This window comes from Paenibacillus profundus (assembly GCF_021369635.1).
GTDB classification, from domain to species: domain Bacteria; phylum Bacillota; class Bacilli; order Paenibacillales; family Paenibacillaceae; genus Paenibacillus_B; species Paenibacillus_B profundus.
In genome coordinates this window covers 155,024-177,100 of record NZ_JAJNBZ010000002.1, presented here as the reverse complement: position 1 = coordinate 177,100, position 22,077 = coordinate 155,024, and the positions used below count along the sequence as shown (strand labels likewise).

At 49.8% G+C, this 22,077-nt stretch carries 25 protein-coding genes; 5 read left to right on the top strand and 20 right to left on the bottom strand.

Annotated features, from left to right (window positions below; genetic code table 11):
- Positions 1 to 145 precede the first annotated feature (145 nt).
- From LQV63_RS03665 to LQV63_RS03635, 7 genes are all read right to left on the bottom strand, one after another.
- Entirely contained in the window at positions 146 to 793 is a 648-nt protein-coding gene (locus LQV63_RS03665; RefSeq protein WP_233695685.1) for a sterol desaturase family protein, read from the bottom strand.
- Between the two features lie 500 nt (positions 794 to 1,293).
- Positions 1,294 to 1,467, bottom strand: a complete 174-nt coding sequence (locus LQV63_RS03660; protein ID WP_019420827.1) for a hypothetical protein — start codon at positions 1,465 to 1,467, stop codon at positions 1,294 to 1,296.
- A gap of 221 nt (positions 1,468 to 1,688) precedes the next feature.
- Positions 1,689 to 2,189: a mismatch-specific DNA-glycosylase gene (locus LQV63_RS03655; RefSeq protein ID WP_233695684.1), complete on the bottom strand. Its 501-nt coding sequence runs from the start codon at positions 2,187 to 2,189 to the stop codon at positions 1,689 to 1,691.
- A 372-nt stretch (positions 2,190 to 2,561) separates the two neighbouring features.
- Positions 2,562 to 2,846 (bottom strand): DUF4183 domain-containing protein, encoded by a 285-nt coding sequence (locus LQV63_RS03650; RefSeq protein ID WP_233695683.1) that lies wholly within the window; start codon positions 2,844 to 2,846, stop codon positions 2,562 to 2,564.
- 148 nt (positions 2,847 to 2,994) lie between these two features.
- Positions 2,995 to 3,405, bottom strand: a complete 411-nt coding sequence (locus LQV63_RS03645; protein WP_233695682.1) for a carboxymuconolactone decarboxylase family protein — start codon at positions 3,403 to 3,405, stop codon at positions 2,995 to 2,997.
- Position 3,406: 1 nt separating this feature from the next.
- Positions 3,407 to 5,137 (bottom strand): thiamine pyrophosphate-binding protein, encoded by a 1,731-nt coding sequence (locus LQV63_RS03640; protein WP_233695681.1) that lies wholly within the window; start codon positions 5,135 to 5,137, stop codon positions 3,407 to 3,409.
- Positions 5,138 to 5,203: 66 nt separating this feature from the next.
- Positions 5,204 to 7,474 (bottom strand): EAL domain-containing protein, encoded by a 2,271-nt coding sequence (locus tag LQV63_RS03635; RefSeq protein WP_233695680.1) that lies wholly within the window; start codon positions 7,472 to 7,474, stop codon positions 5,204 to 5,206.
- 392 nt (positions 7,475 to 7,866) lie between these two features.
- On the opposite strand from LQV63_RS03635, the gene LQV63_RS03630 reads away from it, so the two are divergent.
- A complete protein-coding gene (locus LQV63_RS03630; RefSeq protein ID WP_019420821.1) occupies positions 7,867 to 8,589 on the top strand; it encodes a M50 family metallopeptidase in 723 nt (240 codons plus the stop codon).
- A 144-nt stretch (positions 8,590 to 8,733) separates the two neighbouring features.
- Here LQV63_RS03630 and LQV63_RS03625 read toward each other — a convergent pair whose 3' ends face one another.
- The 6 genes from LQV63_RS03625 to LQV63_RS03600 form a co-directional block, all read right to left on the bottom strand.
- Complete coding sequence (locus tag LQV63_RS03625) at positions 8,734 to 10,383, bottom strand: MDR family MFS transporter (RefSeq protein WP_019420820.1); 1,650 nt, start codon at positions 10,381 to 10,383, stop codon at positions 8,734 to 8,736.
- Positions 10,384 to 10,394: 11 nt separating this feature from the next.
- Positions 10,395 to 10,835, bottom strand: a complete 441-nt coding sequence (locus tag LQV63_RS03620) for a MarR family winged helix-turn-helix transcriptional regulator (protein ID WP_019420819.1) — start codon at positions 10,833 to 10,835, stop codon at positions 10,395 to 10,397.
- A 122-nt stretch (positions 10,836 to 10,957) separates the two neighbouring features.
- Positions 10,958 to 11,209 carry a hypothetical protein gene (locus tag LQV63_RS03615; protein ID WP_233695679.1) on the bottom strand — a complete coding sequence of 84 codons (252 nt, stop codon included), beginning with the start codon at positions 11,207 to 11,209 and terminating at the stop codon, positions 10,958 to 10,960.
- A 38-nt stretch (positions 11,210 to 11,247) separates the two neighbouring features.
- Entirely contained in the window at positions 11,248 to 11,505 is a 258-nt protein-coding gene (locus LQV63_RS03610) for a helix-turn-helix transcriptional regulator (RefSeq protein ID WP_233695678.1), read from the bottom strand.
- Positions 11,506 to 11,660: 155 nt separating this feature from the next.
- The gene (locus LQV63_RS03605) at positions 11,661 to 11,891 is read right to left on the bottom strand and encodes a cold-shock protein (RefSeq protein ID WP_019420816.1); all 231 of its coding nucleotides are present in this window, start codon (positions 11,889 to 11,891) and stop codon (positions 11,661 to 11,663) included.
- Between the two features lie 82 nt (positions 11,892 to 11,973).
- The gene (locus LQV63_RS03600) at positions 11,974 to 12,174 is read right to left on the bottom strand and encodes a cold-shock protein (protein WP_019420815.1); all 201 of its coding nucleotides are present in this window, start codon (positions 12,172 to 12,174) and stop codon (positions 11,974 to 11,976) included.
- 465 nt (positions 12,175 to 12,639) lie between these two features.
- Between LQV63_RS03600 and LQV63_RS03595 the strand changes: the two genes are divergently transcribed.
- A complete protein-coding gene (locus tag LQV63_RS03595) occupies positions 12,640 to 12,834 on the top strand; it encodes a cold-shock protein (protein WP_019420814.1) in 195 nt (64 codons plus the stop codon).
- An 85-nt stretch (positions 12,835 to 12,919) separates the two neighbouring features.
- Here the strand turns inward: LQV63_RS03595 and LQV63_RS03590 are convergent, their stop codons facing one another.
- Together LQV63_RS03590 and LQV63_RS03585 are read right to left on the bottom strand one after the other, a co-directional pair.
- Positions 12,920 to 13,696 carry an endonuclease/exonuclease/phosphatase family protein gene (locus LQV63_RS03590; RefSeq protein ID WP_233695677.1) on the bottom strand — a complete coding sequence of 259 codons (777 nt, stop codon included), beginning with the start codon at positions 13,694 to 13,696 and terminating at the stop codon, positions 12,920 to 12,922.
- 53 nt (positions 13,697 to 13,749) lie between these two features.
- Positions 13,750 to 14,442 carry an HAD family hydrolase gene (locus LQV63_RS03585; RefSeq protein ID WP_233695676.1) on the bottom strand — a complete coding sequence of 231 codons (693 nt, stop codon included), beginning with the start codon at positions 14,440 to 14,442 and terminating at the stop codon, positions 13,750 to 13,752.
- A 281-nt stretch (positions 14,443 to 14,723) separates the two neighbouring features.
- Between LQV63_RS03585 and LQV63_RS03580 the strand changes: the two genes are divergently transcribed.
- The 3 genes from LQV63_RS03580 (at position 14,724) to LQV63_RS03570 (ending at position 17,041) form a co-directional block, all read left to right on the top strand.
- Positions 14,724 to 15,365: a winged helix-turn-helix domain-containing protein gene (locus LQV63_RS03580; RefSeq protein ID WP_019420811.1), complete on the top strand. Its 642-nt coding sequence runs from the start codon at positions 14,724 to 14,726 to the stop codon at positions 15,363 to 15,365.
- Complete coding sequence (locus LQV63_RS03575; RefSeq protein ID WP_233695675.1) at positions 15,346 to 16,536, top strand: MFS transporter; 1,191 nt, start codon at positions 15,346 to 15,348, stop codon at positions 16,534 to 16,536. Before LQV63_RS03580 ends, LQV63_RS03575 begins: the two co-directional genes overlap by 20 nt.
- A gap of 148 nt (positions 16,537 to 16,684) precedes the next feature.
- A complete protein-coding gene (locus LQV63_RS03570) occupies positions 16,685 to 17,041 on the top strand; it encodes a DUF1904 family protein (protein ID WP_019420809.1) in 357 nt (118 codons plus the stop codon).
- An 86-nt stretch (positions 17,042 to 17,127) separates the two neighbouring features.
- On the opposite strand, the gene LQV63_RS03565 is transcribed toward LQV63_RS03570, so the two are convergent.
- The 5 genes from LQV63_RS03565 to LQV63_RS03545 form a co-directional block, all read right to left on the bottom strand.
- Positions 17,128 to 17,832 carry an ABC transporter permease gene (locus LQV63_RS03565; protein WP_325175845.1) on the bottom strand — a complete coding sequence of 235 codons (705 nt, stop codon included), beginning with the start codon at positions 17,830 to 17,832 and terminating at the stop codon, positions 17,128 to 17,130.
- On the bottom strand, positions 17,816 to 18,739 hold the full coding sequence (locus LQV63_RS03560; RefSeq protein WP_019420807.1) for an ABC transporter ATP-binding protein: 924 nt from the start codon (positions 18,737 to 18,739) through the stop codon (positions 17,816 to 17,818). The genes LQV63_RS03565 and LQV63_RS03560 overlap by 17 nt, the downstream gene beginning before the upstream one ends.
- A 160-nt stretch (positions 18,740 to 18,899) precedes the next feature.
- The gene (locus LQV63_RS03555) at positions 18,900 to 19,835 is read right to left on the bottom strand and encodes a sensor histidine kinase (protein ID WP_233695673.1); all 936 of its coding nucleotides are present in this window, start codon (positions 19,833 to 19,835) and stop codon (positions 18,900 to 18,902) included.
- 1 nt (position 19,836) lies between these two features.
- Entirely contained in the window at positions 19,837 to 20,541 is a 705-nt protein-coding gene (locus LQV63_RS03550) for a response regulator transcription factor (protein ID WP_325175844.1), read from the bottom strand.
- Between the two features lie 40 nt (positions 20,542 to 20,581).
- Positions 20,582 to 21,481 carry a YwqG family protein gene (locus LQV63_RS03545; RefSeq protein ID WP_233695672.1) on the bottom strand — a complete coding sequence of 300 codons (900 nt, stop codon included), beginning with the start codon at positions 21,479 to 21,481 and terminating at the stop codon, positions 20,582 to 20,584.
- Positions 21,482 to 22,077 lie beyond the last annotated feature (596 nt).

The following is a 22,077-nucleotide window of genomic DNA, read 5'->3' as shown; positions in this document are numbered from 1 at the left end:
CGGAAAGGGAAACAACACAAATCAACCGAACGGTTGATTTGTGAGGTGGATATGAAAGATAGATAGGAATAAACGCCCATTAGCCGCTGTGGACGCTGGTTCAATATGAATCTACCCGGCCTACTCTTGCAAATAAGTGCTTACTTTATTTGGGATCAATTTGGCCACTTCTTCCGCCGATTTCCCCGCCCTTCTCCAAATCTCGCACCGTCTCGCTGCGCACCACCGTTTTCTCGTCTTTGTACGTACCCAACACTTTGTCCATGACCGGATTAGTGACGCCGAACCAAAAATGCTCGCTTTTGAAGTGATGCCACAAATGCATCTTCTTCATAAAACGCCCCCATGGAGTAAGCGGCTGAATGGGACGATGAGCGCGAAAATGAACCCATTCATAATAGAGCAGATAGGCAATGACCCCAGTGACGGCCGCAAGCGTTAAGCTCCAGTCACCCGTAACAGCAATGGCGATGGCGCCAGCGACGGCGATGAGGGGAAAGCTGTACCAAACCGGCAAAAAAAGCAGCTTCAAGTTATTCGGATGGACGTGGTGATCGTAATGGAGACGTCTTAGCATGTTCCTGAGAAATGTGTTGCGCGGCGGCTTCAAATGAAAAAGGTAGCGGTGAATAGCGTATTCGCTGAGCGCGTAAGCAATCATGCCGGCAACGATAGCAAGCCATGTCGCCCCCCGCGCCAGGTGCGGTATCGTAAAGCCAAGACAGACGAGCCCTGCCGCGAGTGTGAGCATGATGTCGAAAAACGTAAAAAACTCTTTGACGTACACCCTCATCTGATTCATCCTCCTCCGATTTCAGACTGTACGTTTCTCCCCTTTAGCAGCACATGAGCCGTCGGATGAAAATCCAAGGCTCGTTGGTCGATTCTACTTCCAATTTACTTCCTTTATCCCGAAATTAGTACTTCGCATCAGTCACATCATCGGCTTGTTGTCCTTTTCTTCGATTTGCGCCAGAAATAATGGTAATCCGACAGAGGACCTGACAATGGTAGTACAGACGACTTCACCCTTTGGCTCACTTTCCCTTTCAGACAGAACATCAAACCTGAGACGATGTCATCCACTCTACTCTTATACACGTTCTCCCCTTCAATCAGGACATCACCTTGCGGAAGAGCTTGTGGTGAAGTGTTTCTGAACCGTGGGGAGAGTGGAACTAAGGTCGTATTAGTCAATGGCTTTGTAATTTCAAGGTATAAATTGGAGGTTTCGGTTCAACAAATCCATAAATAAAAAGCGTCTGCTGCGGGCAGGCGCTTTCGATATCCGTCCTATTTATGGCTTGCATTCATCTCATGCATGTTCTGATGCAGCTCTTTGATCATGTGCTGCAGGAAATGCTGCTCCTGCGCGCTTAGGCCGTATTGATTGTCTTGGGCAAGATATTGCTGGATGTTTCGTCTCAGCATCTCGTTCCGACGGTCTAACACATTTTCGTTACTCAAGTGAAAGTCACTCCTCGCTCGTTAGTCATCTATCCGAAACAATTACACTCTTGTATAAGTATAAAGAAACCGGAATCGTATGGAAAACGGAGCGAGAAACACTGTGACCTTCTCAGCTTTGCACATTCACCGTGACAACGCTTGCAAATAGGGGTGCTTGCAATAATGCTCGCCAATGCTCCTCCTCAGGGCTAGGAACGAAAGGCAGTCAAGCTCCCATTTCACTGTGTGGAACAGATCTGCTTAAAAATATCGACGATTTCGTCGATCTTCATACGGACTAATCCGCTTGAGGAGGGAGCAACGAATTCACGCACGCCGGGTACGACCGGTTCGCGCTGGTATCCCCAGCTTACGTCCCTCCTGCCGCTATATGCTTCATATACCCCTTTCCCGACGAAGCAGACCGTCTTCGGCTTGTACCTCTCAATCTTGTGCCGCAGCTCGTCCCGACCCTGCGCATATTCCTCTGCCGTAATCTCTGCCGCCGTACGGGTCGGCCGCGCTACTATATTTGTGAAGCCATAGCCCAGCTCCAGTAAATCCCCGTCCTCTTCTGCCCGATACAGCCGCGGCGTCAGTTCGGCCCGATGGATGATATGCCAGAAGCGATTGCGGGGATTGGCATAATGATGCCCCGTCTCGCCCGACTTCAAGCTCGGATTATAGCCGACAAACAAAATGGACAACTCATGCGCCAAATGATCCGGTATTGAATTCATGTGCTTCGACCTCCTGAATTGGCCTATTGACTCGGCAGCCTGCTTTTACGGTATCTATGTCTACCCGAATGTCGTGCATGAGTTACTGCCGACGACTAATGACCAGCCCGATTCGATTCATCCCGTTGATGAACAAATTCATATAAGACACGGAATCGGATTTAGAATACCCCGATTCCCGTATCGAGTCAATTCATCCTGGTTCGTATATATCATACTGGCGATCCCGTATAGCTGAACGTTTGGCTCATGATATGCGCGTTCTTCTGTCTTGTCCCCGAACTATATGCAGGCAATCGTGTTTTTGTAAAAAAAGGCTGTAACCAGAGTAGTGAACCTATCTCTGATGCAGCCCTTATTCCTTATCCAACATTAGTTGACGACAACTTCAACGACAACAGGTGTAGCCCCGTCGAGCGTATCTCCACTCGGTATCGTTATGGTCGTTGTCGAAATCGTAGAAGTATCCCCCATTTGAACAACTCCATTAATATACAGGTTGTAAAAAGCAAACGAGGCAGGAAATGTCGCCGCCGCCGCCCCTGCATCATTCGTAAACGCAGTAGCCGCGATGGCGAAGGCAGCCCCTGTCCCCGTTCCAGCCCCGATAGTCGACGCAAATCTTCTGGCTGCCATAAAGGGTTTAATAATTGCCATATTATATGCCCTCCTGTAGTCACTCTAGGATTAGCGAATTTTGAAACAATTCGCTATTACATATAATGAGGCAATTAGAAAGATTGACAGTAATTCATTCCCTGATGGAGTGCACATTTTCATAAGTCAGAAGGTTCCAACGTTCATCTTACACGCGGCCGGCCGTCAGTTCTATCCCGCGATTGCGGAATTCTCCAATCATGACGTTGAACGCGCTGAGCGCCTTTGGAAATCCCGCATAGGCCGTGCACTGTATGACAACCTCGATCAGTTCTTCCGGAGTCAGGCCGATATTCAATGCCGCATTCACGTGCATCGGCAGCTGTTCGGCCGCCCCCTGCGTGATAAGGGACGATAGCGTGATCAGTTCCCTCTGCTTCAAGTCCAGTCCCGGACGGGAATAAATATCTCCGAACCCATTAGCTACAATAAACTCGGCCATATCGGGATAACATTGGCGTACCTCTTCCAACGCCGCCGTTCCTTGTGGTCCGACCATGTTTTGAAACAGCTTCAAGCCCCGTTCATACCGATTCTGATTCAAGCGGTTTTGAGTCAAGTCATTCCCCTCCTTGTGCATCTTCACCCTGCTCATCATCCAAACTTAGCAGTCTGGTCAATATCGGCGGAATCTCCAACGGATCGACCATCACTTCAATGACCGCCGGCTTCCTCGTCCCCAGCGCCTCCTGCACGGATGAGATAATATCCGCTTCCGTCCGGCAGCAATGCGCGTCCGCTCCCATCGACTGCGCGTACTGCACGACATCCAGCGGATGAGCGTAAATGGCGCCGACAGAGCGTCCCGTTAGGTACGACATCCCTTTGTCGACCATGTCCAAGCGGCCGTTGTTCAGTACGACAATAATAACCGGAACCTGGTGATTCACCGCGGTGGAAATCTCATTGCCGTGCATCATGGCGCATCCGTCGCCCGTCAAGCAGACGATAGGCTTGTCCGGGGCACCGATGCTTGCGCCGATGGAATAACCGATGGCATGTCCCATCGCTCCGAACACGTCGTCGAAATAAAAAGTGCCCGCTTCTCTTATATCGTAATGGCGGATAGCATAGAACGAATGGCTTCCGTCATCGCCGAACAGGACGGCATCATCAGGCAGCGCCTTCCGCAAGGCCTGTACAGCGGTCACGGCAGACATGCAGCTGCCCGTATCGGCAGACGCAGCAGTCTGGCTGGTTCCAGCTTCGACGGGTGCCGTGGAAGCCGCAATGTACGCCGCCTCATTCGTGAACGGAATCCCTATCTCATCCGGTGCCTGCACCCTCGAAGCGCCTGCCTTCTGAATGAGCATCTGCAAATTCAGCTTGGCATCGCCAGGAATAGCGAGCGTAGGCGCAGCAATCGACTTGCCCACGAAGGTCAAGTCATAATCGAAATGCACGATCTGCTTAGGAGCCATATCCTCGGTAAATCCAGACAGCGTCATATCGCTCAGCTTGGTGCCGATGGCCAGCATGAGATCGACGCCTGACTTCAAGTAACTGCGGGCTTGTTCCGTTCCGCCCAATCCGAAGTTGCCGAGGCAAAGCGGATGCCGGGTAGGGAACGCGCCTTTCCCGCCCGGCGTGCAAATGACCGGGATTCGCCAACGCTCCGCGACGGCCCTTACTTCATCGCACGCCTCTGCGGCTAACACGCCTTTGCCGATGAACAGAACCGGTCTCTGCGCTTGCTCCAGCAGCGGAATGACCGCTTCAACGTCCGGCGATACGACACGGCGATGGCTCTCTGGCAAAGGCAGGTCGAAAGGTTCTATATCCGCCATCAATATATCGAATGGAATACACAGGTGAACAGGCCCCCTTACGCCCGTCAACGCCTGTTCCACCGCATGCTGCAAATATCGGGCTACCAAGTCCTCCCGCTCAATGCGGGCGCTGAATACCGTGACAGGCTCGAACATTTTCACCAAATCGGTTGTAAACGGGCTCGAATCCTGACCTAGCGCTTTCCCGCTATCACGGATGGAAGGCTGTCCTGTAATGAACAGAACAGGCATGTTGTAAGCTTTGGCTTGTCCGGCAGCGGTGAGCATATTCGTTCCGCCCGGCCCTGACGTGCCGATGGCTACACCGAGCGTCTGATGCGTCATGGCATAGCCTCCAGCCATAAATCCTGCGCCTGCCTCATGCCGCGTCAGAACGAACTCGATGCCGCGCGCCTCGCATTCCAGCATCAACGGTGAAATCGATTTTCCAGGAATGCCGAATACGTGGGTAACCCCCCATTTCCGAAGATGTTCTACAAGTAGCGAATAGACCTTCATCATTACTGTTAACTCCTTTTCCATATAAGTACGTGATCAAAAGAGAACTTTTTGAACAACCTCTATAAATTATCGCATCGGCTTGGACCATGACCCGCGCAGCTTCTCCACAATGACATGGGCCGGCAGCGGAGCGCTGAACAGATGGCCTTGCGCCTCATCACACTTTTGTTCGGACAAGAAGGACAGTTGCTCCACCGTCTCCACTCCTTCCGCCACAACCTCAAGCCCAAGCTGATGCGCCATCGCAATGATCGTGCCGACTATTTGCCGGTTGTGCTCGTCACTCGTCACGTCTTTCACGAACGAGCGATCGATTTTGAGACGATGTACGGAAAACTTCTTCAAATAATTAAGCGAGCTGTAGCTTGTCCCGAAGTCGTCAATGCTAATTTGCACGCCCAAATTACGCAGCTGATGAATGAGTGGAGTCGCTTGTTCCACATCCATCGTCATGCTCTCCGTAATTTCAAGCTCCAGATGCCGCGGATTGATTCCGGTTCGCTTCAACACGCGCTCGACAGCATCGACGCAGTTGCTGTTCAGAAATTGGTAAGGCGACAAATTGACAGAAATCTTCATCGGACGCAAACCGGATTGCTCCCAATTCAAAATTTGATGGCACACCTCATGAAGCACCCATTCCCCAATCGGGACGATAATTCCCGTTTCCTCTGCCAACGGTATGAAATCAGCCGGTAGAATGAGCCCATTTTTCGGATGCTTCCAGCGCAATAACGCCTCCATGCCGACGATCTCGCCCGTTTGAATGTTGACTTGAGGCTGATAGTACAGGACGAGCTCTTGATGCTCCACTGCTTTGCGCAGATCGGTTTCCATCGTCAGCTTCTCGTGGGATTGACGCACCATCGACGGAGTATAGATCATGTACCGATTTTTGCCGATCGCTTTCGCCTGATACATGGCCATGTCCGCGTGCGTGAGCAGCGTCTCTGCATCCAGACCATCATGAGGATAAATCGAGATGCCAATACTTGTCGACAGTCTGAATTGGTAATGGTCAATGACAAAATCCTGTTCAAACAGCTGGAGCACCTGCTGTGCGGCTTGCACCGCGTCGTTAGAATCTCTCACATTGGACAGCAAGATGGAGAATTCATCCCCGCCCATACGAGTCACCGTGTCGTCCGGCAGGCATTTGCGCAGACGCTCGGCCACTTTTTGCAGAAGATGGTCCCCTTTACTGTGACCCAACGTATCGTTAACCAGCTTGAAACGGTCTAAATCGAGATAAAGAACGGCAAGTATGTGCTTGTTCTTCTTGGCCTCCGTCAAGAGTTCATTTAAATGATCGTTATAATGTCTGCGGTTGGGGAGCCCTGTCAGCTCATCATGATAAGCGAGATAGTTGTATCGTTCCTCTGCTTCGTATCGTTCTGTAATATCCCGGAACTGCCCGAACGCCCCAATCGGGTTATCGTACTCGTCCAGAATCGGCAGCGCATCAAATAAGCAGACACACTTGGTCTGACCGGACGGATGCTCGATAACAATCTCGATATCTTCATGCTTGTCTCCATGACGAATCACTTTATCGATATATGGCCCCATAGGGAATAGATTAATTACGGGCTTCCCGATCAAATCTTCCTTTGTGAGACCTGTCAGATTCTCAGCATACGTATTGAATTCCGTAATGTGTCCTTCTCTGTCGGTAATAATAATGCCATTGCGGGTCGTATCCATCATAATATGGTTTAAAATGTCTAATTTCCTGTTCTGCCTGCGGAGAAGGAGTTCACGCTCGATAGAATCGACGACCGTAATGAGCATCGTCAAGAAATAGGGATGAGCTTGTTCGAGCGATGTCATAATGGAAATCGAACCCAGCAAATTATTGATATCGGTATAATGAAAAGGTACAGAGTAGCATACCCTGGAGTGAAAAAACTGATGGTAATGCTGGTTGCCGATTAATTGCACCGGACTTCGGTGATTTAGAGCGAGGTTAATCCCGTTCGTACCGCACTCCTCTTCTGCAAACTGTACACCTTCCTTAATGCCCAATTGCGTAATCGTTTGCTTCATCGTCTCATCCCCGGCCAATTCCAGCATGTAGCCTTTTTCATCGGAAATGACGATAATGATGGGTGTCCCTTGCAGCTGATTCAACAATTTGTCCATAAAAAAACGGATGACCGACAAAATTTCCTCATAAGCTAAGCGTTTACAAATGAGTTCCGATTGCGTCATTACGGTGCGAAACATTGGGATCTTCATTGAGTTCAAGCCTGATTCCCTAGCCCTTCGCCTGGATGTGTCGATCCATTCGATCATTTGATCTTGCGCTTGCCGCTGAATCACGTGATTCAGTTCCATGGTTTCCCTCCCGATTCACTTCATTGACCCATATCATTCTCATGCTAAATATAGTGCACCAGCGTCAGCATGCCATCCGCCGGTTCCCTTCAAATTTCGATCTTGTATATGTGAAAATTGTGGAAATAAAGTAGAGGGATGTTCTAAGGTGTGATAAAAAGGTGAAGGTTGCTTGGAAGAAGTTTCATATGGAACAAGTATACTACGTTTGCCGATCTTGTAAAACGAATATTCCAATAGTACCGTCTATTCGACAAAAACAGAACGAGGACGACATGTTAATCGTCCCTCTTATAATAGTTGCCTCTATAGAATCGTCGGTGCATTTTACATGCCGGCGCCTTTGTAATATGCTCGGTAAGAAGATTGGATGCGGAGGTTGGTCATAATTCATGAATAAATGGTGGAAGACAATCGCTTTTATCGTAGGAGCAGCCATCTTGACGCGCTGGATTCCGTTCTCGTCCTTTTTCCGCAACGTCGATACATTAGTGCATGAATTCGGTCATGCGATCGTTACGCTGCTCTTATCCGGGAAGGTGCAGTATATTCATCTGTTCGCAGACCACAGCGGGGTCACCTACTCATCCGTGGCCCATTCGTGGCGGTTCATTCCTATCTCCCTTGCGGGATATACGATTTCCGCCTTGTTCACCGTGCTGCTGTTCTATTTGTATTCGCGCGGGAAGCAGCAAGCCGGGTTAATTACTTTATCCGTATTGGCCTTGGTGAACGTTCTCTTCTTCGTGCGCAATTCATTCGGGGTCATGTGGTGCATCGGATTTATCGTGCTGAGCGCAGCAATATATTTCGTTCCTTGGCGTTGGCTGCGAGATTTTTATTATTTGCTGGTCGCCTTTATTTGCTTGGTGGAATCCGTGCTGGGACCGCTGTTCCTTATCGTCGCGTCCATCCAGCAGCCGACGCAAGCGGGCGACGCTTCCAATCTAAGCGCAGCTACGTTCATTCCCGCCGTGTTCTGGTCCCTTCTGTTTACCGCCGTGGCGATAGCGTGTGCCCGAGTGGCGATGGGATTGTTCTTCAACGCGAACCGCCGGCCCCCGGCTGGAACGAGACCAGCATTCGGGTGGTCCAAGCATGCAAGACGGACGTAACGCTCAACTTATATGTCTGATCCAAAACGAAAAATGGCGGGGCAGAGATAGTCTCTGCCCCACCATTTTTCCATCCCTCAAGTATTTTTATCCACTTTCGGAACAGCTCTGTCATGCTCAACTGTTACAGCAATATTCAATTGGCTATTCCGCCGTTTGCTCCAACAACACTTGCTTCGCCGGCACAGCGCCGGATTGGCCCGCAGACGTTCCATCCTCTTGACCGGAAGACGTGCGGCTGGTCATGCGCAGCGGAATTTCCTTCAGGAAGAAGGCCAACATCAAGGCAACGACGAGCAAGGCCGCACCGGACAAGAACACCGTCGATAATGAACTGCTTAACGCATCGCGCAGCATATCTATCATCTGCGTGAAGATCGTCTTCAGCGCTTCTGGCAAGCTCTGCTGGATCTGCTCCAATTTCGGTTGGTCCAGCAGCATTTGCGGATTATGAAACGCTTGGAACTGTTCGGCAACCTTCGGATCCAACTGCGACAGATCTACCGCTTTACCCGAAGCAGCCGCCTCCGCAAGATTGCTAGTTATCTTCGAAGACATAATGGTACCCATCACGGCGATCCCGATCGTCCCCCCCATGTTGCGGAACAGCTGCGAGGAAGCGGTGACGACGCCCAATTGCTGAGGCGCAACTGCGTTCTGTGCAGCAAGCGTGAATACTGGCATTCCGAGTCCGAGGCCGAAGCCAAATACGATCATGCTGATTACAGCCATCCATACGCTATCCATGAAGCTCATAATAATCATACCGAGAATCATGACCGGCATGCCCAAGAGGGCAAATCGTTTATATTTCCCTGTCTTCGTAATCAATTGACCGCTAATGGCGCTGGAGATGACCATGCAGATGGACATCGGCATCGTCACATAACCGGAATAGGTCGGAGAGATGCCCATTACGCCCTGCACGAAAAACGGAATATAGATAAGCGCCCCCATCATACCCGCATTCATCAAAAATCCGATGACATTGGAAATGGTCACGACACTATTTTTAAATAAGGACAACGGAAGCACCGGGCTCTTCACTCTCGTCTGCACAAACAGGAAGATAAGCAGCGAGACCAATGTTCCGGCAAACAACAGGATGATCTGCGGTGAACCCCAGGCATATTGCGTGCCCGCCCACGAGAAGGCGAGAAGCAGCGGTACGATTGTCAGCGTCAGGAATAAGGAACCTGCGTAATCGATCGATTCCGATTGCTTGCGCTCCACCTTCGGAAATAGGATGAGAATCATAAAAAATGCAACGATACCTAACGGGAGGAAAATCCAGAACACCCATTTCCAATCCATATGGTCCACAATATAACCGCCCAGCGCTGGCCCAATCACACTGGAAAACCCGAACACGGCGGTCATGACTCCCGTCCATTTGCCCCGTTCGCGCGGCGCGAACAAATCACCGACAGCGGTAAAGGCCGTAGCCATAATAATCCCGGCACCTATCCCTTGAATCCCGCGGTAAATAATAAGCTGAATAATATCCGCTGAGGTTCCGGACAAGAATGCGCCAATCATAAAAAATATAATACCTGAAAGAATAAACGGCTTGCGCCCATAAATATCGGACAGCTTCCCCACTAATATCGTCGCAATGGTAGAGGTAAGCATATAAATGGTGATGACCCATGTATAGTAATCCATGCCACCAAGCTTGGCGATAATTCGGGGCAGTGCCGTACCGACAATCGTCTGGTTAATCGCAGAAAAGAACATCGCTGCGATAATGGCCATCATAATGGTCATTTTTCGTTTGTGTGACAAATGTTCCACGGTTTTTTCTTCTACTCCTTTGACTGTCCCTCTGTATTTTCTAAAATTTGCGTAAATATTCGTTTCAAATGCCCGACATCTTCATTTGGCAAGCTTTCAAAAAACATGGAGATCGTTTCTTTTTGACGCTCAAGCATCATCTGCACGATATCTCTACCTTTATCCGTAATATAAATGTAGACGACCCTGCGGTCATCCTCCGCTCTTTTTCGTTCTGCCAGTCCCTCTTTAATCAATTTATCAGTGCCTCCGGTAATCGCACCGGAAGTAATGCACAGTGCTTCCGCCAATTCAGAGACCTTCTTCTTCCCCCCTTCATTGAGCTTGTAAAGGATGCGAAATTGCGAAAATGAAAGGTTCGCAATCATCCGCTTGTTCCATTCCTGCGTCATCCGTTTCAGCAGCAATCTAAAAAGGGTGGACAGTTCAAGCAGTTGTGATCTTGCCTGCATCGAAATCGATTCCTCTCGGTAATTACTTTAGAATTAAAATAATTAGCAGTAAACTATTTAGTAGTATATATCTTGAACAAGATATTCGTCAAACAAAGAAATCCGGCCTTGAAAGGCCGAATTTATGTCAAAATGAACGTATGATGTTCATTTTCTTCAGATTCCGCATATCGCCCGTTACATGCAGGTATTTTTTGTCCCCATTTCGTACTTGCGAACCCGATTGCCAGTAATGCGGAACCGGTCCGATTGCCCATAATGGCAGCAAAGCTCGACAGACAAAATCGCTTCCTTACAGTTCCTTGCGGTCTGGTCTCCGGCAGCGTGCGCGCGATGACCACCGCAAGCAGTAGTCCGATGACGTAAAAAGACAAAAAGAAGCCCTCTTCTTATGAAGAAAGCTTCTTTAGCGTTAATGCTGCCGAATGACCTCGCTCAGACTGCCCCCGAACTTTTCTCTACAGGCGGCCGCAAAGTATTCGGGGTTCGAGCAGCCTGCCGAGCAGGCCACCTCAGAACTATTCATTTGTCCCTGCTGCAACAGACAGAGCGCCTGTTCCAGCCGCTTCTCACGCAAAAAGCCGAACACGGTCGTTCCATACAGTTCTTTAAATCCCGCTTTTAGCTCGAAATCATTCAACCCCGCCTGCCTTGCCAATTCAAATAGCACAACAGCTCCAGCACCTTGCAATTGGTGCGGCTATACGCAAAAAGGACACCTCGTGAGGTGTCCTTTTACATGGCGGAGGCTGTTCACAACCACAATGATACGTCGTCCGTCAATCCGTCTCGTTACGCAGAAGAGGTAAGCTGTTGTAGCAACAACTACTCGATCTGCACACCCTTCTTGATCGATTTCAGATCACCATTCGGGTTAACAAGTAACGGTAGCATCTTCATATCACGGACCATCGGAGAGTTGCATAACCGACAAGTCGGCTCATTCTCGAATGCAAAATTGTCGCGCATCCAACCCTTGCAGCCTTCTTTCGTGCAAGACCAGATGGCCGTATTTTCCTCCGGAATTTCCTCTAATGGTTTCTTGCGATAATTCATCGTTACCCTCCCTTTCTTTTGATCTTGCAACCAAAAGAAAAACTGCTCTTCACACATGTCAAGAGCAGTCGTCTGGCTTTTCTTACAGCTTCGTTACGTCCTCAGCTTGTGGTCCACGGTTGCCTTGTACCACGTTGAATTGAACGCGTTGTCCTTCGTCCAAGGATTTGAAGCCGTCGCCTTGAATCGCGCTGAAGTGTACGAATACATCGCTGCCGCCTTCAACTTCGATAAAGCCAAAACCTTTTTCTGCGTTAAACCATTTTACTGTACCTGTTTGCATTGTTCTTAACCTCCAAAAGGAAATATAACATGTTTATTTTTTCAACTTTAAAAAAATTCACACATTGAAAAAAGTTCCATCGTAAAAATGATACCCTTTTCAATGTGTGAAGCGTGGTTCAAATTTATCAATTGACATCATAATATCATATAAAATTGAGATATGCAAGTCGTTGAACACCTACCTTTACAATTTTTTTTGGAAAACTATTCATGTAGCAGCTTTTCCGCATGTCCAGGCAGGTTAAACAAATAATTATCATATATTCAGTACTTAATTCACATACTATATAAAGAGCGGTTCCTTTACCTCATGTAATCCGCTTTTGTGTGGCAAGACTGTAGCCAATTTAAAAAGGGCTGTCCTCCGGGCAGTTCTTTTTCATTGCTCGTAGCCCCTATAAGTGCCTGTTCAAAACAGATACTCTTTGAACAATCTTTATAACAACATAAGGAGGGTTTCGCGATGTATTATTCTAAGAAAAATATCGAGCCGGTTCCGGATGAGCAAACTTCTATCTGGAGTTGCAGCAGTGAGGACTGTTCTTGCTGGATGAGAGAAAATCTCACGTTTGAAAAAACTCCGAGCTGTCCCCTCTGTCAGTCATCAATGGTCATCAATACGAAGATGCTTCCTCCTCTTATGTATCACACAAGGTAATCCGGATAACGGCGACCGCTTCTCGGTATTCACCGGGAAACGCCGCCGCTCCACATCCAACACCCGGGTAAGCGGGGCTAGTTCGTCAGTTCATCGAGACGCGCGCCGCTACCGGGTAATGGTCAGAAGGATATCTTCCGTTAATCTGCTCCCTGATTACTTTCGTCGCCATAACGCGAACGTCGCTGGACACAAAAATATAATCAATGGCCTCTCCGTCTTCCCCGCCCTTGAAGTCATGGAATGTGGGCCCGACCTTGCCGGCGGCTGCCGTATAAGCGTCTGTCAAAGATAGCAAGCTGCCATCCGGATTCGAGTGGAGGACGTCCAGCACGGGACTGTCAGGCGTTGAATTGAGGTCTCCCATCAGCACCATAGGCAGCGGACGCTTCCGGAAGCGTTCCTCCATTTGCTGTCGAACGAGACGAATTCCGTTCACTTGGGCTTCCTCGCTCTCGTGATCCAAATGCGTATTGAACACGATAAATTCGTTGGCAGCCCCCTTGATGAACTGGAACCGGGCCCATGTGCAAATGCGCGGCAGACTGCTGTTCCAGCTTATGCTGCCAGGCTGAGACGGCTGCTCCGACAACCAGAACTGCCCGGATTCAACCGGTGTAATCTGTTCTTTATCATACCAAATGGCATTATGCTCATCTTGCTGTCCGCCGTACCGCCCCTCGCCGATGAAGCCATATTGCGGCAAGCTTTGCTCTATATCGAGCAGCATCGGGTGCAGCCCTTCCTGAGTGCCGATGACTAACGGTTCGTGACTCCGGATGACCTCAGCCACTTTTTCAACCCGATAGGGCCATGCATTTTCCCCATCCTGAATCTCGTTGTACCGCAAATTAAAACTCATGAACGTAACGTCCATAACTCCCACCTCTAATTTATTGTGACTGTTTACTGTGTCTATATATCGCTTTCTTGCGGCACCGGATTACCCTTCTCCAAAGTATGGATAATGTCCTCCAGTCCCATATCAAGGAGCGATGATAACCGAATGTCGACGTGATCGAACGAGCAGTTCGCCGTAACATGATTCGGCACCGCGACGCAAAATAGTCCCGCCGCCTTCGCCGCTTGTGTTCCTACCACCGAATCTTCGAACGCAATCGTCTCGTCCGCTCTTACGCCAAGTCCGTCCACCGCCTTCAAATAGATTTCGGGATCGGGCTTGACCTTGGTCGCATTGTCGCGCGTCTGCAGAAAATCGAAATAATCGAGCAAGCCGTAGCGCTTGACATGATTCACGGCCCAAGCCGCCGAAGCGCTGGAAGCAAGCGCGACTTTGAGGCCCAGCCTTCCGGCCGTATCCAACACTTCCCTCACGCCTGGAAGCACGTCCCATTCCGCAATCATCTCATTATAAATGTGCCGATGGTGGCGGTGCAGCTCTTCGCGATCCACTGATTTGCCCAGAAGCCCTTCCAAATATTCGCACGCCAATGGCCAGGTGCGGATTCCTCCGGCCCACTCCCTCCAGACGGCAAGCGGCATATCGTGCCCGTACTCCTGACAAATCTCGCGAAAGGATAAATAACTCGCCGTTTCCGTATCCAAAATAAGCCCGTCAAAATCCAATGCAATCGCTTTAATCGCCATGCGTAATCCCCCTCCATCATCATCAGATTACGGGGCTTGCAGCACTCGCCTCCCACGTTCCCCGACATTATATTCTCATTGTACGCTAATTCGCGCAACCGCTTCCAGCCCTGTATGCAGAAACTTCATAACGAATTTTATATTTCTTTTATAATGCATGGCAGCAACCCTGTCCGGGCCAATTTAAGGTATCGTTGTAAATTTGGAATTGACACCCTTTGTACGGAATGATAAATTTGAATGGTCAAATAAAATAGAACGTTCTAAAAAGGGTGAACATAATGATGCAACAGGACTTGTTTATTATCGACACGCTGGAGAAATTGAAAGTGATTAGCGACCCCCTGCGTACAAAAATATTGATGAATCTGGTGAAGCAAGAGTACACGGGGCAGCAATTGGCGGAAATCCTCGCCATTCCGAAGACCAAAATCTATTTTCATCTAAAAGAGCTGGAGAAACACGGCATCGTGCGGATTGTGCGGGAAGAAGAGAAGAACGGCATCATGCAGAAGTTCTATAAGGCAGTGGCGAGAAGGTTCATTCCGAGCGATGATCTGCTCCCGAGCCATGAGCTCATCGAGACGTCGCGGCAAGTTTTTTTGGAGACGGTGCTGACGACGCGGCAAGAAATCGAGAAGGCGCCGGGCGAAGCTTTCCAGTTAAAGAGCCACAACCAGGACATGAAGAAAAACTTGGCGGCCACCTATCAATTTCATGCGACGGAGGAGCAGTTTACAGCCTTCCTGAAGGAATTTAAAGAGCTATATCATAAGCATTTCAAACAGCAGGAGGCGAATGGGCCTGCAGACGCGAAGCCTTATATGATGTCGCTTATCGGCTTTCAGCGCAGCGTCGGCGGAGCGGCTGTGTTCGGAGACGGACAGGAGGACACGGATCACGATGACAATGCAATCGAATAGAAATATGTGGCTCATCTTGTCCGGAGTATTCGTGTCCGAATTGGCGGCATGGATTGGCACGATCGGCAGCCTGCAGTTTTTAAGCGAGCAGTTGTCTTCCCGCTTCCTGCAATCGTTCATCTTGGTGTCCGGGGCTATATTCGGCATCTTCTTGGCCCCTTATGCCGGCAATGTCATCGACCGGTTGCACCCGAAGAAAATCTTGCTGTACAGCGGCATGCTGCGGATCGCCGCCATCGGATTCATGCTCGCCGCCATATGGGACCAGAACGTCTGGTATATGATCGTGTTTCAACTAATCATCGTCATATCCTCCTCGTTCTATTTCCCGACGGTGAATGCCGTGCTGCCGGTCATTGTGCCAGAGGATCAGCTAATGAAGGCGAATATGCTCAACTTCAATCTGACTACGATCGCCCGCATCTTCGGAACCGCCATCGGCGGCGTCTTGCTGACCATTCTGTCCTTGCAGAACGTATATGTCATCTCCGGGATCACCTATGTCGTATTAATTATTTTGACGTGCATGCTGTCCTTTGACCGGTCGCAGTTGAGCAACGTCACGCATCGCGCTCGCTCCAAGGCGTCCTTCTCCGAGTTGTTTCCGCTCATGCGGCGGGAGCCTATGGTCAAAGCGCTGCTCATTATGACGTGCATTCCGTTTTTATTTATCGGCGGCTTTAATGTATTTGCCATTGAACTGAGCGAAGCCCATCATTTTGACGGCCTGAAGGGGATCATTTATGCTGTGGAGGGCACGTCCATCCTTATCGCTGGCTTGGCGATGAAAAAGCTCGCACAACGTATGAGCAAACCCGCGCTGCTCTTCGGCGGGGCCATGCTCGTCATTGGCAGCCTGATCATCCTGATCATTCCGCTTATGCCGGTTCAAATGATCGGCTTTGCCGTATTCGGGTTCGCCGGCGGGCTATTCATCCCGCTGTCCAATACGGAGGCGCAGGTGCGTATTTCCAAAGATGCGCTGGGACGCTTCTTCTCGCTGAAACGGATGATTGAAACTTCCGTTCTGCAGCTATCGCTCATTTTTACCGGCATCATTCTCGATGTGTCTTCGTTCCAGACCTTGATGATTATGTACGCGGCTGTCTGCGTCATCTGTCTCATCGTCGCCCGCAGCGTATTCGCACGTACGGCCGCAGCCGTTCGTTAACAGGGCACCCACTCACGATCGAATCAAGACGCGATTCGAATCGGGACACCTATTCCGTAAACGGCACAACATATGATATGATACGTAAGGGTAATTAACTATATAAACAATGACATATGATACTAGAGTTTAAAGTAGGGATGATATTATGCCATTTATTCGTTTTAAAGGGTTTAAGCAGCCATTTGTTGAACGCATTTCCTCTGCAGTCATCCATCTGGTTGCCGACACCGTCCATATTCCACCGGACATCGTGAAGATTGAGCTTATTCACGCGGTGCCAGTCGCCAACTCGCCTTTGTCCGTCGAAATTTATATGTTTCAGCGAGAACAAGAGAAGCATGATGCAGTCGCTTCCAAGCTCTACACCCTATTGCAAGAGCATGGATATGACCATGTCCATATTTTCTACGTCATTCTCACTCCGTCGCTGTACTACAAGGAAGGGAAGCCGCTGCAAGGCGTGCCCGTCATTCCTGAAGCTGCAGGCGAGACAATCGAATAATAGTGCTCCGGTCGTTCTATATCCGAAGCTTCTTCCATTGAGATTCATAACAAAGAGCGCCCATGATGGGCGCTCTTTCGTTCCTTCTATTTGATAACGTCGACATGCTCAATGTTTCTGAGCGCGGCATAAGCGACGAAGACGCCTATGATAGCCAGCGTAATAGGGATAATAATGATGTTATTGAGCGACACCCCGCCATTATTCGAACAGACGATCATTATGATAAGCAAGGAAGTGGTGATGGTCCTCACCGTTGAATACTTTCTCATGCCAAAATATAGCGGAATGAGACTCATGCAGCTGGCTGCCAGCGCATTCATCCCGAAGCTGATCGATGCTTCCGTCAAGATGGAGGCCGTCAGCGGCTCGCTCATTTTATGAGTAAACTCATTGATTGCCAGTATAGCGCCGCTAACTAACAAGTCGGAGATGATGATGGACAGGAACGTAAACAGGAAGACGATGGTCAGCTTCGCCAGAATGAGCTTTTTCCGGTTAATCGGATACATGAAGAGCACCGTAATCGACTTGTTTTTGAACTCATCAATAATGAAGCGCGACAATAACACGGCGGCGAATACAATAAACGTGCCTCTCACAAACGTATCGATACCTATGAATACTTCGGAAAAGGAGGTAAAGACGGCCTCATCCGCATATTCAACTCCATGGATCATCAGCAGCACCATGCCGAGAATGGCGACGTTCGCGATAAGAGCGCCGCGAATATACCCGCCGATCTTATATTTTTTCAGTTCTAGGCTCATTAACTTACGCAACGATGCCACCGCCATTCAGCAAGGACAGGAAGTAGTCTTCCAACGAACTGTTCTTTTTGTGAATCGACTCGATGACGACATCGTTCATGACTAACGTCTTCGTAATTGAGCTCTGTGGTACAGAGGGATCATACACACGGATGATATGATCGTCCATTACGCGCAGATTGGATACTCCCAGATGCTTCTCTAGCAGAAACGCCGCTTTTTTACAATCGTTCGTCGTAAATTCGATATACTCCGTATTTTTCTCCCGGATCTGCTCCATCGACACTTCCTCGATCAACTTGCCATGGTTGATAACGCCGATCGTGTCCGCCATCTGTTCAATTTCCCCCAGGATGTGACTGGAAATCAATATCGTGATGCCGTATTCCTTGCTCAACATTTTGAACAAGTCGCGAATTTCCTTAATCCCGACTGGATCGAGACCATTGATCGGTTCGTCCAGCATGAGTAATTCGGGCTTCGTCGTAATGGCCCTTGCGATGCCGAGCCGCTGCTTCATCCCGAGGGAGAAGTCTTTCACTGCTTTGCTGCCGGTATTCGTCAGCTTGACCAGCTCCAGCGCTTCATCGATGGCTTGCTTGTTGTGATACCCCATATACTCGCAATGCAGCTCCAGATTCTCTCTGGCTGACAGCTTGTCATAGAAGACCGGATATTCGATTATGGTGCCCATTCTTCCCAGCAGATGGTAGGAAGTATCGGTCAGCTTTTCCCCGAACAATTCGATGTCGCCGGCGGTCGGCTTCACCAGATTCGTAATCATTTTCATAATCGTCGTCTTGCCGGCTCCATTCGGTCCGAGAAATCCGTAAATCTCCCCTTTTTGAATATTCATATTGACATTCGAGACGACTTCTTTGCCTTGAAACGTCTTCGTTAGTTGGTTTGTTCTCAACAGGCAGGTCATGATTGTTGTTTCCCCTTTCGCTCCTTCACTTATCTTTTATTGTAAGGAGTGAAATTCTCTTTTTTCTTACCCGATTCTTACGAATTTCTTAAGCTGGATCGCCGGCTCATCGTGCGTGTTCAAAAGGTTAACTTGTCAGCACCGGGAAGATTGTATAAATCTAATAGCGTATTTTCTTCAAGGCAAATGAGAAGACAGTCTTCTCATACGGCTTGCTGTACAGATGGATGGTCCCGCCTAGGCTCTCGACCAGCCGCTTCGTGATCGTCAAGCCCAGACCACTGCCCTGATACGACGAGTTCCGCGAATCCTCGAGGGTGTACATCCGTTCGAATACCTGATCCCGGTGCAGCTCTTTAATGCCTTTCCCTTTATCCCACACCTCTACACGGATCCAGTCTCCGTCTTTTCGCAGCGCAAGTCCGATTGCATTGCCGTCTCCCCCATGCTGAATCGCATTGGAAATCAAATTGTTCAATATCCGATCAAGCGCATCGGCATTTCCCATTACATAGAGCGGTTGATCAGGAATATCAATATGAACCTCGAAGCCTCTCGCCGTCAACACGTCGTAAAAGGCCAACATGTTCGTCCGGCAAATCTCGTTGAGATGGATGCTAGTCAGCGGAATGTCCTTATCTCCCGACTCCAGCTTCGCCAAATCGAAAAATTTATGAATGAGTTCTAACACTTCAAGCGTCTTTTTCTGCACTTTGGACAGCATGGAGGCCCGTTCTTCCTGACTCATCTGTCCGTCCAGATTTATCGTTTCCAAGTAGCCCAACACAACGGTCAACGGTGTCTTCAAATCGTGCGATATGTTGGAAATCATTTTTTTCATTGCGATTTCCGTCTTGGCATGGTTGGCCAATGATTGTTGGTTGCGCTCCAAAAGGCGGTTGATTTCGACGAGCAGCGGTATAAGCTCCTGATCATCCGTCACGAGCAGCAGCTTCTCCCCTGTGCCGCCGTTGACAATTCGGTTCAACTGCTCATGAAGACGACGAATGCTCGCGGTTCTCGTTCGGTTGAACGCATATTGCATGGCGATGATGCCCAGCAGGACGGCGACGATGGCGGCCAGTGCTATCGTCATACTAATGGCCCGCCCACTTGTATCCAATTCCCCATAACGTCTTAATATATTGCGGCTCGGACGGATTATCCTCGATCTTCTCGCGAAGTCTCCGTATATGAACGTTAATGACGTTCTCATCACCCATATAGTCATCATTCCATACGAAGCCGTAAATTTGCGCTTTCGTGAATACGCGATTCGGATTCGTAATGAACAATTTCAAAATATCGAACTCTTTGGATGTCAGCTTGATGTCCTCGTCCCGCTTCATGGCGGAGAAGTTGTCCAGATCCACTGTCAACTGCTCGAACGTAAGCACATTTCTGCGTTCCTCCTGCTGGACGGGATGGGTATACGCCGTGGCGCGGCGGATCCCCGCCTTGATTCGTGCCGTCATCTCAATGAGGGAGAACGGCTTGGCAATGTAATCATCCGCTCCGAAACCCAATCCCAATGCTTTGTCCACGTCGCTGTCCTTGGCTGACATAATTAAGATCGGGATAGAGCTCGTCGTCCGAATCAGCTTGATTACTTCCATGCCATCCAGCTTGGGCATCATCAGATCGACCACAATCATATCGAAGGCTTTCTGCTGGAACGTTGTCACTCCCTCTTCCCCATTGTACGCCGCCGTGACGTGAAACCCTTCCTTAGCCAAATGATTGGTCAGCATTTCAACAATCGAAATATCGTCCTCCACCAGCAGTATGCGTTCTTGTTGCATAACCCTCTCACCTTTCCTGGAAAAAACTACATTGGGGTATTTAGCTCGAATACAACGAGCAGTAAGTACGGGAAAAATCGCGCTTCAGCAAATCTTCCTTGCGCATGAAGAAGTGAATGACCCCGCAGTCCCACCATAGAAAGCCAACCGGATCGCTGCTATCGATCTCTAGCAGCATGACGGTATCCTTCACTTCCTGTTCCGCACGCTCCCGATCACCGCCGAAGTGCGTCGTCAGTTTCTCCAGCGAACGTTCCGCGCTGTAATCATAATGTTCGTTCATGAGCAGCATCAATGCCGCCTCCACTTCCGCGTCGTCGTGCTGTCCAACCGGATAGCCGAACATGCAGCCCCAATTGCGCGACGAGCTATCGGCCAATTCGTCGACCAGGTCGTAATAGCTCTCGATATCCTCGAGGTCAAGAGCTTCCTCATCCGCATATGCATAGTTCGGCAGCTCCAGCGAGGAGCGCGCGCTTACCGTGTATGGCCGGAACTCTTCTCTGTCCTCGTCCTCCTCCTGTAGCGCGGTAATGCCATCTGGCTTCTGCAGTTGCAGCGTTCCGGCCTGTTCTACGTAAATGACCTGGTGCTCGATGTTGTAAGCCGGCTCGTCAATGCCGAGAAAGAAATAGAGCATCCCCTGCGGCGGAAGCAATTGGGCGTTGTCATGCGGCGCAATTTCCGCCAGATTAAGCTGGGCGAGGAACGTCATCTTCGTTCCGTCTTTCGTCACCGGCCAAGCCGTATGCTCCGGCAGATCTGGGTGCCCGCCGACGCGCGAGCCGCCCGTATGTTCGTATTCATCCCGTTGCACCAAGTCTAGCCGAACTCCTTGCTTGCACGCAGAGAGCAAATAGTGTTCTGCCGCGGTTAGCTCTCGCTCCTCCAGATGCCTCTTTAACTCTATCGTCATTGGATTGTCCAAATTCATGCTCATTTTGTGGCCTCCCTATTACATCTCCCTTTATTCCATTGTCCTACGACCGAACTGTCGTTGCAACCATTTTGAACAAATGGCAGCGGGAGTCTGTCATCGGGCCCTTACCGGGCAGGATTGCGGGGCGGGCTTGTAGAGCACGTTTACGGAGTAGCATTGTAGAGCTCGCTTGCGGGCTGAGTAGAATGGGGGCAAATGACAGCTGCAAAATGGGGCTCAGACAAGCGGTGCCTGTGGGGCAGAGCTTGCAGCGGAGGCGAGGCCTGCGAGGCCGTTGGGAGGCATGTTCTGGCGGCATTTATAACGCTGCGGGGTCCACAGACGAGGGCTCAGCGGGCGGTGCAGGGGCTTTCCCAGTAGGCTGAGCGTATGAAGCTGTATTGGGAAGCCCGCTGTAGCGACACCTGAGGCGATGCGGGATTTTGCTGGCGAAGACTAGGCTTGCCAGCCAGCACGCGCTCTAGCGGCACCTGAGGCGATGCAGGGGGGGCTTGCCGGCAGAGGCTCAACGTGCCGCGTTGGGGGCTCACGACGAGGACTGAACGTGCCGCGTTGGGGGCTTCACGACGAGGACTGAACGTGCGGCGTTAGGAGCT